Source organism: Methylococcus sp. S1M, from assembly GCF_051295855.1.
Lineage (GTDB): Bacteria > Pseudomonadota > Gammaproteobacteria > Methylococcales > Methylococcaceae > Methylococcus > Methylococcus capsulatus.
Genome location: NZ_JBPDXO010000002.1, coordinates 77,087 through 91,663 on the forward strand (window position 1 = coordinate 77,087; position 14,577 = coordinate 91,663).

The 14,577-nt window shown below is 65.0% G+C and carries 15 protein-coding genes; 7 read left to right on the forward strand and 8 right to left on the reverse strand.

Translation table 11 applies throughout. The features are described 5' to 3' along the window. Positions 1 to 26: 26 nt before the first annotated feature. Together ACSHWJ_RS04025 and ACSHWJ_RS04030 are read left to right on the forward strand one after the other, a co-directional pair. Entirely contained in the window at positions 27 to 683 is a 657-nt protein-coding gene (locus ACSHWJ_RS04025) for a riboflavin synthase subunit alpha (RefSeq protein WP_432539479.1), read from the forward strand. A 52-nt stretch (positions 684 to 735) separates the two neighbouring features. Beyond that, positions 736 to 1,038: a DUF3175 domain-containing protein gene (locus tag ACSHWJ_RS04030; protein WP_218800249.1), complete on the forward strand. Its 303-nt coding sequence runs from the start codon at positions 736 to 738 to the stop codon at positions 1,036 to 1,038. Here the strand turns inward: ACSHWJ_RS04030 and ACSHWJ_RS04035 are convergent, their stop codons facing one another. Both ACSHWJ_RS04035 and recQ read right to left on the reverse strand, forming a co-directional pair. Then, positions 1,039 to 1,401, reverse strand: coding sequence for a (2Fe-2S) ferredoxin domain-containing protein (locus ACSHWJ_RS04035; RefSeq protein WP_017365462.1), 363 nt, complete (start codon positions 1,399 to 1,401; stop codon positions 1,039 to 1,041). Between the two features lie 40 nt (positions 1,402 to 1,441). Next, complete coding sequence (recQ, locus tag ACSHWJ_RS04040) at positions 1,442 to 3,601, reverse strand: DNA helicase RecQ (RefSeq protein ID WP_218801389.1); 2,160 nt, start codon at positions 3,599 to 3,601, stop codon at positions 1,442 to 1,444. Positions 3,602 to 3,687: 86 nt separating this feature from the next. Here recQ and ACSHWJ_RS04045 point away from each other — a divergent pair, with 86 nt between their 5' ends. Genes ACSHWJ_RS04045 through ACSHWJ_RS04055 form a run of 3 tightly spaced genes read left to right on the forward strand, consistent with a single transcriptional unit; the run spans position 3,688 to position 6,612 of the window. Beyond that, on the forward strand, positions 3,688 to 4,047 hold the full coding sequence (locus ACSHWJ_RS04045; RefSeq protein ID WP_010961121.1) for a cupin domain-containing protein: 360 nt from the start codon (positions 3,688 to 3,690) through the stop codon (positions 4,045 to 4,047). Then, positions 4,044 to 4,889, forward strand: a complete 846-nt coding sequence (locus ACSHWJ_RS04050) for a RibD family protein (RefSeq protein ID WP_010961122.1) — start codon at positions 4,044 to 4,046, stop codon at positions 4,887 to 4,889. The genes ACSHWJ_RS04045 and ACSHWJ_RS04050 overlap by 4 nt, the downstream gene beginning before the upstream one ends. 37 nt (positions 4,890 to 4,926) lie before the next feature. Further along, a complete protein-coding gene (locus ACSHWJ_RS04055) occupies positions 4,927 to 6,612 on the forward strand; it encodes an ABC1 kinase family protein (protein WP_228370162.1) in 1,686 nt (561 codons plus the stop codon). Here the strand turns inward: ACSHWJ_RS04055 and ACSHWJ_RS04060 are convergent. Beyond that, positions 6,571 to 7,863, reverse strand: coding sequence for a dicarboxylate/amino acid:cation symporter (locus tag ACSHWJ_RS04060; protein WP_010961124.1), 1,293 nt, complete (start codon positions 7,861 to 7,863; stop codon positions 6,571 to 6,573). The genes ACSHWJ_RS04055 and ACSHWJ_RS04060 overlap by 42 nt on opposite strands. A gap of 595 nt (positions 7,864 to 8,458) precedes the next feature. Between ACSHWJ_RS04060 and ACSHWJ_RS04065 the strand changes: the two genes are divergently transcribed. After that, entirely contained in the window at positions 8,459 to 9,805 is a 1,347-nt protein-coding gene (locus tag ACSHWJ_RS04065) for a hypothetical protein (protein ID WP_432539478.1), read from the forward strand. A 36-nt stretch (positions 9,806 to 9,841) separates the two neighbouring features. On the opposite strand, the gene ACSHWJ_RS04070 is transcribed toward ACSHWJ_RS04065, so the two are convergent. Continuing rightward, the gene (locus tag ACSHWJ_RS04070) at positions 9,842 to 10,348 is read right to left on the reverse strand and encodes a L,D-transpeptidase (RefSeq protein ID WP_017365456.1); all 507 of its coding nucleotides are present in this window, start codon (positions 10,346 to 10,348) and stop codon (positions 9,842 to 9,844) included. 294 nt (positions 10,349 to 10,642) lie between these two features. Here ACSHWJ_RS04070 and ACSHWJ_RS04075 point away from each other — a divergent pair, with 294 nt between their 5' ends. Continuing rightward, complete coding sequence (locus ACSHWJ_RS04075; protein WP_017365455.1) at positions 10,643 to 11,647, forward strand: bile acid:sodium symporter family protein; 1,005 nt, start codon at positions 10,643 to 10,645, stop codon at positions 11,645 to 11,647. Here the strand turns inward: ACSHWJ_RS04075 and metA are convergent. The 4 genes from metA to nadD are packed head-to-tail and all read right to left on the reverse strand — an operon-like array spanning position 11,604 to position 14,576. Beyond that, the gene (metA, locus tag ACSHWJ_RS04080) at positions 11,604 to 12,671 is read right to left on the reverse strand and encodes a homoserine O-succinyltransferase MetA (RefSeq protein ID WP_010961128.1); all 1,068 of its coding nucleotides are present in this window, start codon (positions 12,669 to 12,671) and stop codon (positions 11,604 to 11,606) included. The genes ACSHWJ_RS04075 and metA overlap by 44 nt on opposite strands. A 13-nt stretch (positions 12,672 to 12,684) precedes the next feature. Beyond that, positions 12,685 to 13,524 carry an ATPase gene (locus tag ACSHWJ_RS04085; RefSeq protein WP_041361151.1) on the reverse strand — a complete coding sequence of 280 codons (840 nt, stop codon included), beginning with the start codon at positions 13,522 to 13,524 and terminating at the stop codon, positions 12,685 to 12,687. Positions 13,525 to 13,534: 10 nt separating this feature from the next. Next, entirely contained in the window at positions 13,535 to 13,930 is a 396-nt protein-coding gene (locus tag ACSHWJ_RS04090; RefSeq protein WP_010961130.1) for a group II truncated hemoglobin, read from the reverse strand. Between the two features lie 13 nt (positions 13,931 to 13,943). Beyond that, entirely contained in the window at positions 13,944 to 14,576 is a 633-nt protein-coding gene (nadD, locus tag ACSHWJ_RS04095) for a nicotinate-nucleotide adenylyltransferase (protein WP_282213313.1), read from the reverse strand. Between the last annotated feature and the right edge of the window lies 1 nt (position 14,577).

Here is a 14,577-nt window from a genome sequence, read left to right on the forward strand (position 1 = left end):
CAATCGGAACGGAGGTACCCTCCCCCATGTTTACCGGAATCATCCGAGGCCGCGGCCTGATCGTCGCCGCCGACCCCCAAGACACCGGCACCCGCTTTCGCGTCCGATTTCCGGACGACCTGCTCGGCGGCCTGGAAACCGGCGCCAGCGTTGCGGTCGACGGGGTCTGCCTCACCGTGGTGCGGATCGCCGGCAACGAGATCGACTTCGATGTCGTCGCCGGCACCCTGGCGCTGACCAATCTCGGTGACCGCCGGGTCGGCGACGAGGTCAACCTGGAGCGGTCCGCCCGGCTGGGCGACGAGGTCGGCGGGCATCACGTCTCGGGCCATGTCTCCACCACCGGCGTACTCACCTCGGTCGAGCTGGAAGGCTCCGGCAGCCACCACATCGAATTCCAGGTAGAGCCGGAGTGGACGCGCTACATTTTCCTGCGCGGCTTCCTGGCGGTGGATGGCGCCAGCCTCACGGTGGCGGAAGCCGATTCCGAGCGCGGCCGGTTCCGGATCAACCTGATTCCGGAAACCCTCCGCAACACCTGCTTCCGCCGTTATCGCGTCGGCGACCGGGTAAACATCGAAGTGGAGCACCAGACCCAGGTGCTGGTGGACGTGGTGACGCGGACGATCAGCGCCGCGCTGGCGGGCCGGGAGACCGTCGGGCCGCGAAATGCATCTCCCTGACGCCCTGAATTCGTTCCTCCTGAACCAGGAATCCATGGGCGAGGTGTAGCCTTTGGCGCCGGATGACCGCAAGCGCTGGTCCCAGCGCGTCACCGAGACCAGCAATGCCCTGGACCTGGAGCCGGGCGTGTTCACCTGGGACGATCCGCGCCGGATCGCGCTGTCGCTGCAGCGCTCCGCCGAATCCAGCGGGCGCCGCAAGGCCGGGCCGTTCCGGTCGGCGATGTCGATGCTGAACTTCTACATCAACCGCGCCGGCAGCCAGCTTTCCGAATCGCGGCGGGCCTGCCTGGAAGCGGCGAAGGACGAACTGCGGGCGCTTTACGGCAGGCCGCGCCGACGCCCGCCGCCGTGATCAGTCCGTCGGCATGCCGGCGCGGGAGGCGATCACGTATTCCGCGACCGGCGTGCCGCCGATCAGATGCTCCTGGATGATCCGCTCCAGCACTCCGGGGGTGCAGTCGCGGTACCACACGCCTTCCGGATAGACCACGGCGATGGGGCCCCGAACGCAGACGCGGAGGCAGTCCGCCTTGGTCCGGAACACGCCGCGCCTGGTCAGGCCGAGTTCCTCGAGACGGCGCTTGAGATAGTCCCAGGACGCCAGGCTTTCCTCCCTGCCGCAGCACTTGGGCTTGGTCGCGCCGGCGCACAGAAAGATATGTCGTTCGATGTCGTTCAGCCCGAGTTTGGCCACGACGGCTTGCAGTTCTTCCATTGTTCCTCCTTCCTCGGTGTAGGAGCGGCTCCGCCGCGATTCAGTTTGACAATGCGCCCCAGGAAACCAGCAGGCAACGCAGGATGCCATAGTCGTAGCGCCCTTCCAGCGCCTCGAACAGGGGTTTGATGGCGCCCGGCCGGTCCTGGGGCAGGCTCCTCCATACGCTTCCGATCCGCGCCGCCTCATCGGCCGACAGCCCGGTCACCTCCAGCGCATCCAAGGCGCCCCGGGCTACGGCCTGGGCCAGATGGTCATAGACGGTGGACGGCTTGAGTTCACGCCGCGCGGCGATCTGCTCGACGTCCAGACCGAGCCGGAACAGCGCCAGGCTTTCCTCCGCCGTGGACCGTTCCGCACCGGCCCCACCACCGCGCTGGCCGGCATGCTCGCGGATCAGTTCCAGGAACGCGTCGCCGTACAGTTCGAGCTTGCGCTCGCCGATGCCGGGAATCCGCGCCAACTGGAGGTGGGTTTCCGGGCGGCACTGGACCATTTCCATCAGCACGGCATCGTGCAGGATGACGTAGGGCGGGACACTCTGTTCGTCGGCCAGTTGCCGGCGCAGGCCGCGCAGGGCCTGGAACAGGTTTTCGTCTCGGGGATCGGAAAAGCGGATCGCGCTGCGCCGTGTGTCGCGGGCGGACGCGGCCGTCTTCCCGGTTTCTTCGTCCTTGCGCAGGAACAGAGTCTGTTCGCCCTTGAGCAGAGGGCGGCTGGCAGGGCTCAGCCGCAGGGCGCCGTGGGCCTCCCAGTCGACCACGAGGAAGCCCCGGGTGACCAGTTGGCGGAACACCGAGAGCCACTGCTTGTCGTCCAGTTCGCGGCCGATGCCGAAGGTGCTGAGCCGGTCGTGGCCGAGCCCGCGGACTCGTTCGCTGGTCTTGCCGAGCAGCAGGTCGATGACGTAATGGGCGCCGAAGCGCTGGCCGCTGCGGTAGACGCAGGACAAGGCCTTGCGCGCGGCCTCGGTGGCATCCCAGGTCTGCACCGGGTTGAGGCAGTTGTCGCAGTTGCCGCAGGGCCGCTCCAGGGTGTCGCCGAAATATTGCAGCAGGGTCTGGCGGCGGCAGGAGGTCAGCTCGCAGAAGCCCAGCATGGCGTCGAGCTTGTGGCGCTCCACCCGTTTGTGCAGTTCATCGGCGTCGGAGGATTCGACCATGCTGCGCAGGGTGATGACGTCCTGCAGCCCGTACACCATCCAGGCATCGGCGGGCAGCCCGTCGCGGCCGGCGCGCCCGGTTTCCTGGTAATACGCCTCCAGGCTCTTCGGCAAATCCAGGTGCGCCACGAAACGCACGTTGGGCTTGTCGATGCCCATGCCGAACGCGACGGTCGCCACCACGATCAGCCCTTCCTCGAGCAGGAAGCGGCGCTGGTTGTGCTGGCGGATTTCGGCCGAGAGGCCCGCGTGGTAGGGCAAGGCCTTGAGGCCCTTGCTGCACAGCCAGCCGGCGGTTTCCTCGACCTTCTTGCGCGACAGGCAGTAGACGATGCCGGCGTCGCCCTCGTGATCACGCCGGATGAACTCCAGCAACTGCTGGCGCGGGTTCGACTTGAGCCCGATAGCGTAGCGGATGTTGGACCGGTCGAAGCCACTGCAGAATACCCGCGCCTCGTCCAGTCCCAGCCGTTCGATGATCTCCCCGCGCGTGCGTTCGTCGGCAGTCGCGGTCAGCGCGATACGCGGCACCGTGGGGAAACGCTGGTGCAGCAGCGACAACTGCCAGTAATCGGCACGGAAATCGTGGCCCCATTGCGACACACAATGGGCTTCGTCGATGGCGAACAAGGCGATGCGCACCCGGTCGAGGAGGTTCAGGAAACGCTCGGTCAGCAACCGCTCCGGGGCCACGTACAGGAGATCCAGTCCGCCCGCCAGGAAGCGGCTCTCGACCTCCCGTTGAGCCTGGAAATCCAGGCTCGAATTGAGGAACGCGGCCTTCACACCCAATTGCAGCAAGGCGCCGACCTGGTCTTCCATCAACGCGATCAGGGGCGAGACCACCACGCCGGTGCCCGGCCGCAGCAGGGCCGGAACCTGGTAGCACAGCGACTTGCCGCCCCCCGTGGGCATCAGCACCAAGGCATCGCCGCCGTTCAGCACCTGTTCGATGACCTCGGCCTGCAGGCCGCGGAAACGCTCGTAGCCGAAGACGGTCTGCAGCGTTTTCAGGGGACTGGAAGCGGCGGCGGACATGGAAGCGGCGGCGGAAACCAAAAAGTCTCCACTATAAAGCATCGAAGGGCGATAATGGCGCCCCGACTTCCCCCGAGTACGCCGGCATGCCGAAATCCGACAATCTGTACTCTGCCATACCCGCCGAGCTGCCCGAAGAGTTGTTCGACACCCTCGAACAGACCGACGGCTTCCGGCTGGAGCGGATCGTTTCCCGCGGGCACACGACTCCGGAAGGCAGATGGTACGACCAGCCGCAGGCGGAATGGGTGATACTGTTGCAAGGCGAAGCCTTGCTCCGGTTCGAGCAGGAAGCCGCTCCCCGCCGTCTCGTTCCCGGCGACTGGCTGCGCATCCCGCCGCGTTGCCGGCACCGGGTGGAATGGACGTCGAGCCGACCGGAGGCGATCTGGCTCGCCCTGCATTATCCGGAACCGGTCCGCACCGAAGCCCTGGAATCCGAATGAACCCCGGCAAATCCGTTTACCGGCTGTTCCCGCCGCCGTTCGAGGAGGTCTCGCTGCACGGCCTTTACCTGAATCTGAACCTGCACCGCCTGGGCACTGCCGGCAAGCCGTTCGTTTACGCCAATTTCCTCACCAGCCTGGACGGACGCATCGCCCTGGAGGATGCCAGCGGTCAGACCTTTCTCCCGAAGTCGCTGACCACGCCGGACGATTTCCGGTTGTTCCTCGAGCTGGAAGCCCAGGCCGACTGCCTCATCACCCACGGCGGCTATCTGCGCTCGCTGCAGGAACGACGGTTGGGCAACATCCTGCAGATCGGACTGGATGAACGCTCGCGCGACCTCTCAGTCTGGCGCAAGACGCAGGGTCTCAAACCACAGCCGGACATCGTCGTCGCCAGCGCCAGCCTCGATTTCCCCATGCCCGCCTCGATCCACGAACACGGCCAGCGCTGCCTGATCGCCACCGGTCGCCATGCCGATCCCGAGCGGGTCCGCCATTGGGAACGCGAAGGCCATGAAATCCTGTTCGCCGGCGACGGCGCCATGGCCGAAGGCGACACCCTGGTCGATCAACTCGACGCCCTGGGCTACCGCTCCCTCTACCTGATTGCCGGCCCCCGCATGCTCGACACCATGGTCCGCAACGGCCGCCTGTGCCGGCTGTTCCAAACCATCACCCACCAGCTGCTCGGTGGCGAAGGCTTCCGCACCCTGGTGCCCGGCCCGGAACTCGGCCCGCATGGCCATCTGAAGATGCAGTCCCTGTACTACGACCCGACCTCACCGCTCGGCACCGGGCAGTGGTTCGCCCAGTTCGAAAACCTGACCGTGGCCGCTTGAGCTACACTGCGCCAGTTCGTCCCCCTGGCATCGCCCCATGCTCGTCGAAACATTCAACACGCTCCGCGATTTCGTCCGCCTGCACGAGATCGCCTCGGTCCTGGTCCGGTTCGGATTCGGCGAGGCCGTCCACCGGCTCGGTATTCACCGGGTGCTGGAAAAGGCCGGAAAATCGCTGTCCTGGAAGTACGCCGAGGAGCAGGCGCAGCTCTCGCTGCCGGCCCGGATGCGCCACGCGCTGGAGGAAATGGGACCGAGCTTCATCAAGCTCGGCCAGATTCTCTCGACCCGCGTCGATCTGCTACCGCCGGAATGGATCGAGGAACTGAGTCACCTCCAGCGACGGGTGCCGCCCCTCCCCTTCGAATCCCTGCGGTGGCAACTGGAAAGAGACCTGGGAGCGCCCGTCGACAAGGTGTTCGCAGAATTCGACGTCCGCCCGATCGCCGCCGCATCGATCGCCCAGGTCCATCGGGCAAGGCTGCTGACCGGTGAAGAGGTGGTGGTCAAGATCCGCCGTCCTGGCATCACCAAGACCATCGACGCGGACCTGCGCCTGATGGCGAAGCTGGCCAAACTGATCGAGTTCGAGTTCCCCGAGCTCGATTACCTGCGCCCTTCCGAAATCGTGCACCAGTTCGGGCTTTCGATCCACCGTGAGCTGAACTTCATCAACGAATGCCGAAACACCGACCGGCTGGCGGCGAACTTCCGCACCGATCCCCGGATCGTCATTCCTCGGGTCCACTGGCAGTACGTGCGGGAGCGGGTCTGCGTCATGGACTACATCGAAGGCATCGATGCCATGGATTTGGATGCCGTCCGTGCGGCGGATCTCGACCAGCGTACCCTGGCCCGAGTGGGGGCCGATGCCATGCTCAAGATGATCCTGCTGGACGGTTTCTTCCACGCCGATCCGCACCACGGCAACCTGCTCTATCTGCCGAACAACCGCATCGCCTTCCTGGATTTCGGCATGGTGGGCCGGCTGCCGGAGCTGCGCCGCCACCAACTGGTCGATCTGCTGTCGGCCATCGTGGGACGCGATGCGCAGACGGCGGCGGATGTCCTGCTGGACTGGGCGGCCACGGTCAACGTCGATCCCGACCTCCTGGTTGCCGACATGGACAACCTGATCGACGACTATCACGGCGCCACCTTGAGGCAGCTCAGCCTGACCCAGATGCTGACCGACCTGACCCAGCTCATGCGACAGCACCGGCTGGCGCTGCCGCCGGACTTGACCCTTTTGTTTCGGGCGCTCATCACCCTGGACGGCATCGGCAAACAGAACGATCCGGACTTCGACATCTTCGCCCAGGCCGCTCCTTTCATCGAAAAAAGCTTGAAGGAGCGCTACGACCCCGAGAAGATCGCCCGCAATGCCTGGCGCAACACCCTGCATGCCCTGGACATGGTCGCCGGCCTGCCGACCGAGCTGCGGCGGGTGTCGCGCGCCGTGCAGAAAGGCGCGCTCAAGCTCAACATCGACCTGGCCCGGCTCGACCATCTGGGCTGGCAGGTGGAGCGGGCGTTGGGCTGGCTCAGCCTCGGCCTGGTGGCCTCGGCGCTGATCATCGCTTCAGCCATCGTGATGACGGTGCAAGGCGGCCCCACGCTGTGGGGACTGCCGGCGTTCGGACTGCTGGGTTACGTCGGCGCCAGCGCCATGGCGACCTGGCTACTCGTCGCGATCTGGCGCGGCACCCGGGGCAAGCACTGATCGCGGCGTCCAGACACCGTTCCCGGTGTCTTCGGCCGCCCGCTCCCAGCGGGTGACGGCCAGCGTGGCGACGGCGTTGCCGATCAGGTTGGTGAGCGCCCGCGCCTCCGACATGAACCGGTCCACCCCGAGCAGCAGCGCCAGCCCCGTTACCGGCACCACGTCCAGCGAGGACAGCGTGGCCGCCAGGGTGATGAAGCCGGCCCCGGTCACGGCCGCCGCGCCCTTGGAGGTCAGCAGCAGCACCGCCAGCAGGGTGAGTTGGTGCCCGAGGGTCAGCGGCGTATCCGTCGCCTGGGCTACGAACACCGCCGCCATCGTCAAGTAGATCGCCGTCCCGTCCAGGTTGAAGGAATAGCCGGTCGGCACCACCAGCCCGACGATCGAGCGCGGGCAGCCAGCGCCTTCCAGTTTTTCCATGAGGCGAGGCAAGGCGGCTTCCGATGAGGAAGTGCCCAGCACCAGCCACAGCTCTTCCTTGATGAGCTTCAGCAGCCGCCACAGGCTGAAACCGGAAACTCTCGCCACGGCCCCCAGCACCAGGACCACGAAGGAAGCGCAGGTCATATAGACTCCGCCCATCAGCTTGCCCAGCGACAGCAGGGTGTCCGGTCCGTATTTGCCGATCGTGAACGCCATCGCCCCGAATGCGCCCACCGGGGCCGCCCGCATGATGAGGCCGATGGTGGCGAACGAGGCTTCCGACACCCGTTCCAGAACATCCAGCACCGGCTTGCCGCGCTCGCCCTGCCTGCTCATGGCGACGCCGAACAGCACCGAGACCAGCAGCACTTGCAGGATGTCGCCCTTGGCGAAGGCATCGACTGCGCTGGAGGGAATGATGTTCAGCACGAAGTCCACGCCGCTCAGCGCCTTGGCGCCACCCGTGTATTGGCCGATCGCCGCGGCATCCAGGGTCTTGGGATCGGCGTGGATACCGGCCCCCGGTTGCAGGAGGTTGACCACGACCAGACCGATCAGCAGCGCCACGGTCGTCAGCGCTTCGAAGTAGATCAGCGCCTTCAGCCCGACACTGCCGATCTTGCGCAGATCGCCGACCTTGCCGATCCCCAGCGTCACCGTCAGAAACACGATCGGCGCGATCATCATCTTGATGAGCTTGACGAAGCCGTCGCCCAAAGGCTTCAGCTTCACCCCCAGCTCCGGCCAAGCCACGCCCAGCGCCACGCCGACGATGACCGCCAGGATCACCTGGACGTAGAGTTCCTTGAATATGTGCCGCCCGGCCATCCGCCATCTCCTGCCAAAAAGTCCAAAGCATACCCGAGCGGCCGCAGCCGTTCAGCCGCGGCGGGGACGGTGGAGGTCAGACTCGGCGACCGGTTTTTCGGCGCGGAGATAGACTCTTCCGCCCGACGAGATCACAATGACAACCGTCCCCCGTCTTCAGTGCCACGGCGATCAACTGCCGCGTCGGCAATGCCACGGTCCTCCCCGGATTGGGACAGATGAGCGGATGATTGGATTCCGAAGAACGCATAACGCCCCTGGGAGAGATCGACCATGAAACGCATCCCGAACCTGTGCCGTGCCAGCCTCCGCCCCGTCACCTACGGCCTGCTGCTGCTCCTTCCGGTGGCCCAGACACCGGCACACTCGCGGCAAACGCAATGTCAGGTGAAACTCTACCGGCTTGTCGGCGAATACCTGCATTGCCTGATGAACGCCGAGGCCGCCTTGGCCAGAGGTCAGGATCCGGCCAGGAACGAGCACATCCGTAAAGCCTGCGACGACGCCTACAAAAAAAAGCTACCGGGCGGCCCTGAAGCTATCGGCCGAAGGCTGCCCCGCGGTCGGCGACACCGAATCCGGCGCACAGTCACCGTTGGAGCAAGAGGTCTGGCAGACGGTGGCCGAAGTGCGCGGCATGGTTGCGGGAACCCCGCCCGAGCCGGTGCCGGGCCAACTCATCCTCTACAACAACTGTACCCAGCCCATGAAGATCATGTCGCCCACCAGCAGCACGATCAACGGCACGACGCTGCAGCCGTATGACAGCATCTCTTATCCGACCGCCGCCGGCGGGGGCCTGGGCCAGAACACGCCCAACACCTTCATGTTCGCGCCGATCACCACCGATGCCCAATGCGCCCAGGTGCAATGCGGCAAGTGGACGGACATACAGGCCGCGGGGCAGCGCATGGGCTACATGTGGATGGACAACACTCCCGGCAACGACAACCTGGTTTATGCGGCCTATTGCCAGCCCACGAATGCGGCGGCGGGACAGTGCACCACCACGTCCGCGACCCCGTGCTGCGGTTCGCAAATGAATTACGACAAGACCTTCGGTACGACTTTCGAGATCACCCCGAACGGGGGCACCAAGAACAATCAGGATTTCGTCGATCTCAGCACGAATTTCGGCTCGGGTCCTACCTCTCCTCCCACCTTGTGCAGCGCTTCCGGCGCCAATCCCGACGATTGCGTGACCGCGACCGCGAACATCTTTTTCAACGTTCCGATCGGCGTGACCATGAGCACCGGCGCCGGCTGCACGTTTCCGCAAGGCGGGCCGGGTCTCACCTGCACGGATGTCTCGTGTCCGGACGCGTACCAGTATCCCGTAGACAATAAGCAGGTCGCCTGCCCGGCCGGCACCGGCTACCTCGTGACGCTCTGTCCGGGCACCAGTAAACTGCCCGCACTGGGCCAGACCGGCGCCACTCCGAACAAGATCACGGTCCAGAACAACCTGAGCAAGAGCTCTCCCTGTCCCAATGGCAACACCGTGACCATATTCACCTCCGGCGGACGACAGCAGGTCGTCCAGCCCGGAGGCGGCTCGGTCACCTTCCAGGGCGATTATTCCGCCTATCCCGGCCTCGGCCTGCAGGTGAACAACTGGTACTGGACCTCGGAAAACCTGCCGGTCCAGAAAGGACCGCCACAGAATCCGGACAATTCGGGCGCCCAGTTCATGATTTCCGACCAGTGCGTCCTGTCGCAGAACCCGCCCGTCTACGGAAAAGGCATCGAGACCTATGAGATTTCCACGGTGACGGCCCGGAAAACCGGGACCAACGAGTGCCTGATAACGGTCAATGAGAATCAGCCCTACACCGACGCCGTCACGCCGGCCTGCTGCGCGCCGCCCCTTCAGAACATGGGCAGCGTCTGCACCGGTCCCTGGGGGGTGACCAACAACCAGCAGCCCTGGCCGCCGCAGTGATCCTCGGCGGATCCGGCGGCTCGCGTGCGGTGTCCCCTACGCTCCTGCATCGACATAAACCAGCGCACCCACGGGAACCCGGTCGAACAGATCGATGACGTCGGCGGAAGTGAGGCGGATGCAGCCATGGGACTGGGGCGTGCCGTCGACGCCGTCATCCGGGCTGCCGTGGATGTAGATGTATCGCCAGGCGGTATCGACTTCGCCGTAGCGGTTGAAGCCGGGCTGAAGGCCACCCAGCCAGAGGATGCGGCTCAAGATCCAGTCACGGCCGGGATGGCGGGCGGCGAGTAGAGGCGTGTAGATTTCGCCGGTGGGCCGGCGTCCGACCAGCACGGCCCCTGCCGGCAGACCGGCGCCGATCTTGGCGCGGACCCGGTGCCAGCCGCGCGGCGTGCATTCCGAGCCGCGCTTTTCGCCGACGCCGTTTTTCGCGGTGGATACGCGGTAGTGGGCCACCACCTTCCCCGCTTCGATCAGCTCCAGGCGTTGCCGCGGCACGCTGATGTGCAAGAAGTCGGCGACGTTCCCGGGCGCCGTCATGTTCCTGTGCCCGGGCTTTGCTGGGCGGGCCGGTTTTGATGGCCCTCGCCTCGCCCAATCATGCCGGGCTATCCTGCCCGGCACCCTTCGGGTAAATGCACGAATCGGCAGGAAAGCCGATTTGCACCCGTAGCGCCCAAAGGAGGCGGCATAGGGAGGTGCCGCGTGAAATCTGCTCCCGGCAGATTCGTCCCGGCGGGAGAGGGAGCGCCGCGTCATGGATTTCGGTGTATCCGGTACAAGCGGCGGCGATAACTTGTAAACTTCGCGGTTCGTCTTTCACGGCTTCCGACGATGCTTCGAATCTGCAATTCACTTGCGAACCTGTTTCCGGTCTGGGTGCTGCTGTGCTCGGGGCTGGCGCTGTATTTCCCCGCCTGGTTCACCTGGTTCACCGGCCCGATGATCGTCTGGGGACTGTCGATCATCATGCTTGGGATGGGCATCACGCTCACTTTCGACGACTTCCACCGGGTGGCCAGGATGCCGCGAATCATCATCGCCGGCACCGTCGCGCATTTCGGCATCATGCCGTTCCTCGGCTGGTCGATCGCGCATGGATTGGCGCTCGAACCGGAACTGGCGGTAGGACTCATCTTGGTGGCCTGCTGCCCCTGTGGGACGGCGTCCAACGTGGTGAGCTACATCGCCCGCGCCGACGTGGCGCTGTCCGTGCTGCTGACCATGGTGTCGACCTTCACCGCGGTGGTGATGACCCCGCTGCTGGTCAAGCTCCTGGCGGGCGCCTACACGCCGGTGGACGGCTGGGGCATCTTCCTGAACACCTTGCAGGTCATCGTCATGCCCGTCACCGCCGGCCTCCTGCTGAACCGCTATGCGCCGCGGCTGGTGCGCACCGTCAGCCCGGTGACGCCGCTGGTGTCGGTGATCTTCATCGCCTTCATCTGCGCCAGTATCATCGGCGCCAATGCCGACGTCATCAAATCCGCCGCACTCAAGTTGTTCGGCGCCGTCGCCTTGCTGCACGTCGGCGGATTCGGTCTGGGCTACGTCTTCGCCAGGGTGCTCGGCTACCGCGACGCGGTCGTCCGCACCATCGCCATCGAGGTTGGCATGCAGAACTCGGGGCTCGCCACCGTGCTGGCCAAGGCCAATTTCGCAGGCATGGCGCTGGCACCCATCCCTTCGGCGATTTCCGCCAGCTTCCATTCCATCATCGGCAGCCTGCTGGCGGGCTGGTGGCGGCTGCGCACGCATCGGCCCCTGCCTTCCATGGGACATGCGTTCGACACCCCTATGCCAGTCCCAGCGGATTGTCCGGATCGATGTGAGCCATGAAGGGCTTGCGGCGGTCCTGGTCGGTGATCTGGTAGATTTTGCCCAGCCAGTTGTTGAACACTGCCTTGGCGGTATCGCGCCACGTGTTGTCCAGGTGCCGTAGCACGAATTCCTCCGGGAACGGTGGCGGCGCCCTGCCCGCCCGGCGGGCGCTGCGCAGCGCCTGGCCGTAGTCATTGAGCGCCGCGCCCACTTCGAGCGAGAAATAGTGTTCAGGAAAGGGCGGGTAGTCCTCGCGCTCGCCGGAAAAGTAACGCAGGATTTCGCGCTTGTATTCCTTGAGCAGACTCACGGTGTCGTATTCCGGATGGGCCTGGAAGTAGATGACGCGGAACAGGTCCGGGCTCACCGCGAGGTGCACCCCGGCTTCCTCGCTCTCGACCAGGACCCGCAGCCCCGCGGCCTCCATGTCCTCGCGGAAGATTTCGTTGTAGCGCGAATGCGGCACGTCGAAGCGGGTGTTGATGTCCGCCACCAGGGGATGCAGCGGCTCGACCACCCGGTGCGAATAGACGCCCCAGCGTTTGAAACCGAGATGGGTGCGCTCCACGCCGTAGCTGTACTGGAACAGGGCATGGGTGGCGAGACACGAGCACAGGATCGAAGTGACGTTGCTGCGGGCCCAGTCGAACACCTCGGTCAGCGGCTGCCAGAACGCTTCCTGCTGCAGATGTGGCTGGGTGACGTTGGCCCCGCTCACGATCAGACCGTCGAGGCCCTCCTCGCGGATACGGTCGAAGCTCTCGTAATAGCGGGCGATGTGCTCCGCCGCCTGGTCTCCCCGCGGCAATCCCTCGATGGTGAACGGATGCATGTGGAACTGCACGATCGGATTGGCCCCCCCCACCAGCCGGAAGAACTGCCGCTCGGTAGCTTCCAGGGCGGCATCCGGCATCATGTTCAGAAGACCGATGTGCATCTCACGGATGTCCTGCCGGGCGGCGCGTTCGACGCTGAGGACGTCCTGGCCCTCCTCGCGCAGACGCTGGAAGGTGGGCAGATCGGTGTGTGCAACCAGCGGCATGACACCCCCTCCCTCAGCCGCCCAGGACCGAAGCCACGAGCCGCAAGAAATCGCCCTCGTCCCGCACCCGGGCGACGTCCCCGACGTCCACGGTGTAGCCGTAGCGGTCGGCGATGGCCTGGTAGCGCGGCAGCCGCGATTTGAAAAGGTACGGAAACACCCAGCTCACGAATTCGTCGGGCGGCATGGCCTCGACCGAGGGGTAACCCTTTTCCTTCAGGAAAACCGGCAGATGTTCGTCCAGGAAGGCCTCCCGGTAATACAGCGGTTTGGGGTCACGCGCGGCCCGTTCGACCAGCATTTGTTCCAGTTCCGGGCTGGTGCGGATGTAGAGTATCAGCGTGTTTTTCGCCAGTGTCTCCAGGGTTTCCGGATCGTCCAATTCGCACACGCTGCCGCCGGCATCGTTGATGAAATGCTGGTAACCGTAAATCTCGCGCACTTTCTCGATGAATTCCGGCACGTCCCGCATCGCCGCGATCTCGGCCTGCCGGTGCAGCGCCTGCCGCCGCTTGAATTCCTTCAACGGCAGGCCACCTTGCGCCGGGTCGCCGAGCTTGCCCAGGAAGGACGAGATGGGCGCGAGATTGTCCACCGTGATGTTGCTGCAGATATAGATCGAATCCGACATCAGGAGGTCGCGCAGGAACGGCACCTCCATCGCCTGGCGCTTGATGTTGTCCAGGATCGGCTCATCGAGATAGCGGGTACCGATCCGGTAGTCGCCGGAATAATGGAACCAGGTCCGTTTCGGCAGCTTGTTGGCCAAGGTGGTCTTACCCGTCCCCGACATGCCGAGCAGGGTGATCTTCTTGCAATCCCAGTCCAGAAACTCTTGAGAGGTCAGACGCATCGGGGGTGATTCAATCTTCGCGGTTGATCATGTGATGGGCGGTGCGTGCCAGTGCCTCGTACAAGGCTTCGCGGAACGGGCCGTCCAGCGGGATGTCGTCGAGTGCCTTGCGCATGCACAAGAGCCACTGGTCGCGCTCGGGTACGCCGATCGAAAACGGGAAATGCCGCGCCCGCAGACGCGGATGGCCGAACTCCTGCACGAACAGGTCCGGTCCTCCCAGCCAGCCGGACAGGAATTTGAACAGCTTGGACTTGGCACCGGACAGGTCGTCGGCATGCATCGCCCGGATCGGCGCCGCCTCCGGCAGCTCGTCCATGTAGCCGTAGAAGCGTTCGACCAGTTCGTGCAGCACTGCTTCGCCGCCGAGGCGCTGGTAGGGAGTCTGGATTACAGGTTCCTGCATGACTGAAACGATCTCACTTGGCGTAAAGCGATTCCCGATGGATCAGTTCGAGCACCGCGTCCGGCAACAGGTACTTGGCGCTGCGCCCTTCCCGCAGCATCCGGCGGATCGACGTGGAGGCGATGGCGAGCTGGGTCACTTCCAGGAAATAGATCATCCCGTCCGGCTGAGCCGCGAGCTGCGTCGGGTCCGTCACCTGCCGCTCCTCGACGCAATGCTTCAGATCTTCGGCATATTCGATGTCGTAATCGGGGCGCTGGAGCACCACGATGTGCGCCAGAGAAAACAGCCGGCGCCAGCGGTGCCAGGCCGGAAGCGCGAGGAACGCATCGAGACCGAGGATGAGACAGAGCGGCTCGTCGCCGGTCTCCTTGCGTATCGAGCTCAAGGTATCGACCATGTAAGACGGCCCGCCGCGGTCCAGCTCGCGGGTATCGAGAACGAAACCGCCGTCGGCGTCGGCCAGCGCGATCTCCAGCATGCGCAGGCGGGTCTGGGGGTCGGCCACTGGCGGCGGACGGTGGGGCGGCTGGTGGCACGGCAGGAAGCGCAGTTCGCGCAGCTCCAAGTCCTCCCGGACCTCCAGCGCCGCCCGCAGATGCCCGTAATGGACCGGATCGAAAGTGCCGCCGTAAATGCCGATCATC

Excerpts from the sequence above, each read along its gene's own strand:
- ACSHWJ_RS04025 (WP_432539479.1), top strand. The coding sequence starts at position 27 with ATGTTTACCGGAATCATCCGAGGCCGCGGCCTGATCGTCGCCGCCGAC.
- ACSHWJ_RS04035 (WP_017365462.1), bottom strand. The coding sequence starts at position 1,401 with ATGGAAGAACTGCAAGCCGTCGTGGCCAAACTCGGGCTGAACGACATC.
- recQ (WP_218801389.1), bottom strand. The coding sequence starts at position 3,601 with ATGTCCGCCGCCGCTTCCAGTCCCCTGAAAACGCTGCAGACCGTCTTC.
- ACSHWJ_RS04045 (WP_010961121.1), top strand. The coding sequence starts at position 3,688 with ATGCCGAAATCCGACAATCTGTACTCTGCCATACCCGCCGAGCTGCCC.
- ACSHWJ_RS04050 (WP_010961122.1), top strand. The coding sequence starts at position 4,044 with ATGAACCCCGGCAAATCCGTTTACCGGCTGTTCCCGCCGCCGTTCGAG.
- ACSHWJ_RS04055 (WP_228370162.1), top strand. The coding sequence starts at position 4,927 with ATGCTCGTCGAAACATTCAACACGCTCCGCGATTTCGTCCGCCTGCAC.
- ACSHWJ_RS04060 (WP_010961124.1), bottom strand. The coding sequence starts at position 7,863 with ATGGCCGGGCGGCACATATTCAAGGAACTCTACGTCCAGGTGATCCTG.
- ACSHWJ_RS04070 (WP_017365456.1), bottom strand. The coding sequence starts at position 10,348 with ATGACGGCGCCCGGGAACGTCGCCGACTTCTTGCACATCAGCGTGCCG.
- ACSHWJ_RS04075 (WP_017365455.1), top strand. The coding sequence starts at position 10,643 with ATGCTTCGAATCTGCAATTCACTTGCGAACCTGTTTCCGGTCTGGGTG.
- metA (WP_010961128.1), bottom strand. The coding sequence starts at position 12,671 with ATGCCGCTGGTTGCACACACCGATCTGCCCACCTTCCAGCGTCTGCGC.
- ACSHWJ_RS04085 (WP_041361151.1), bottom strand. The coding sequence starts at position 13,524 with ATGCGTCTGACCTCTCAAGAGTTTCTGGACTGGGATTGCAAGAAGATC.
- ACSHWJ_RS04090 (WP_010961130.1), bottom strand. The coding sequence starts at position 13,930 with ATGCAGGAACCTGTAATCCAGACTCCCTACCAGCGCCTCGGCGGCGAA.
- nadD (WP_282213313.1), bottom strand. The coding sequence starts at position 14,576 with ATGATCGGCATTTACGGCGGCACTTTCGATCCGGTCCATTACGGGCAT.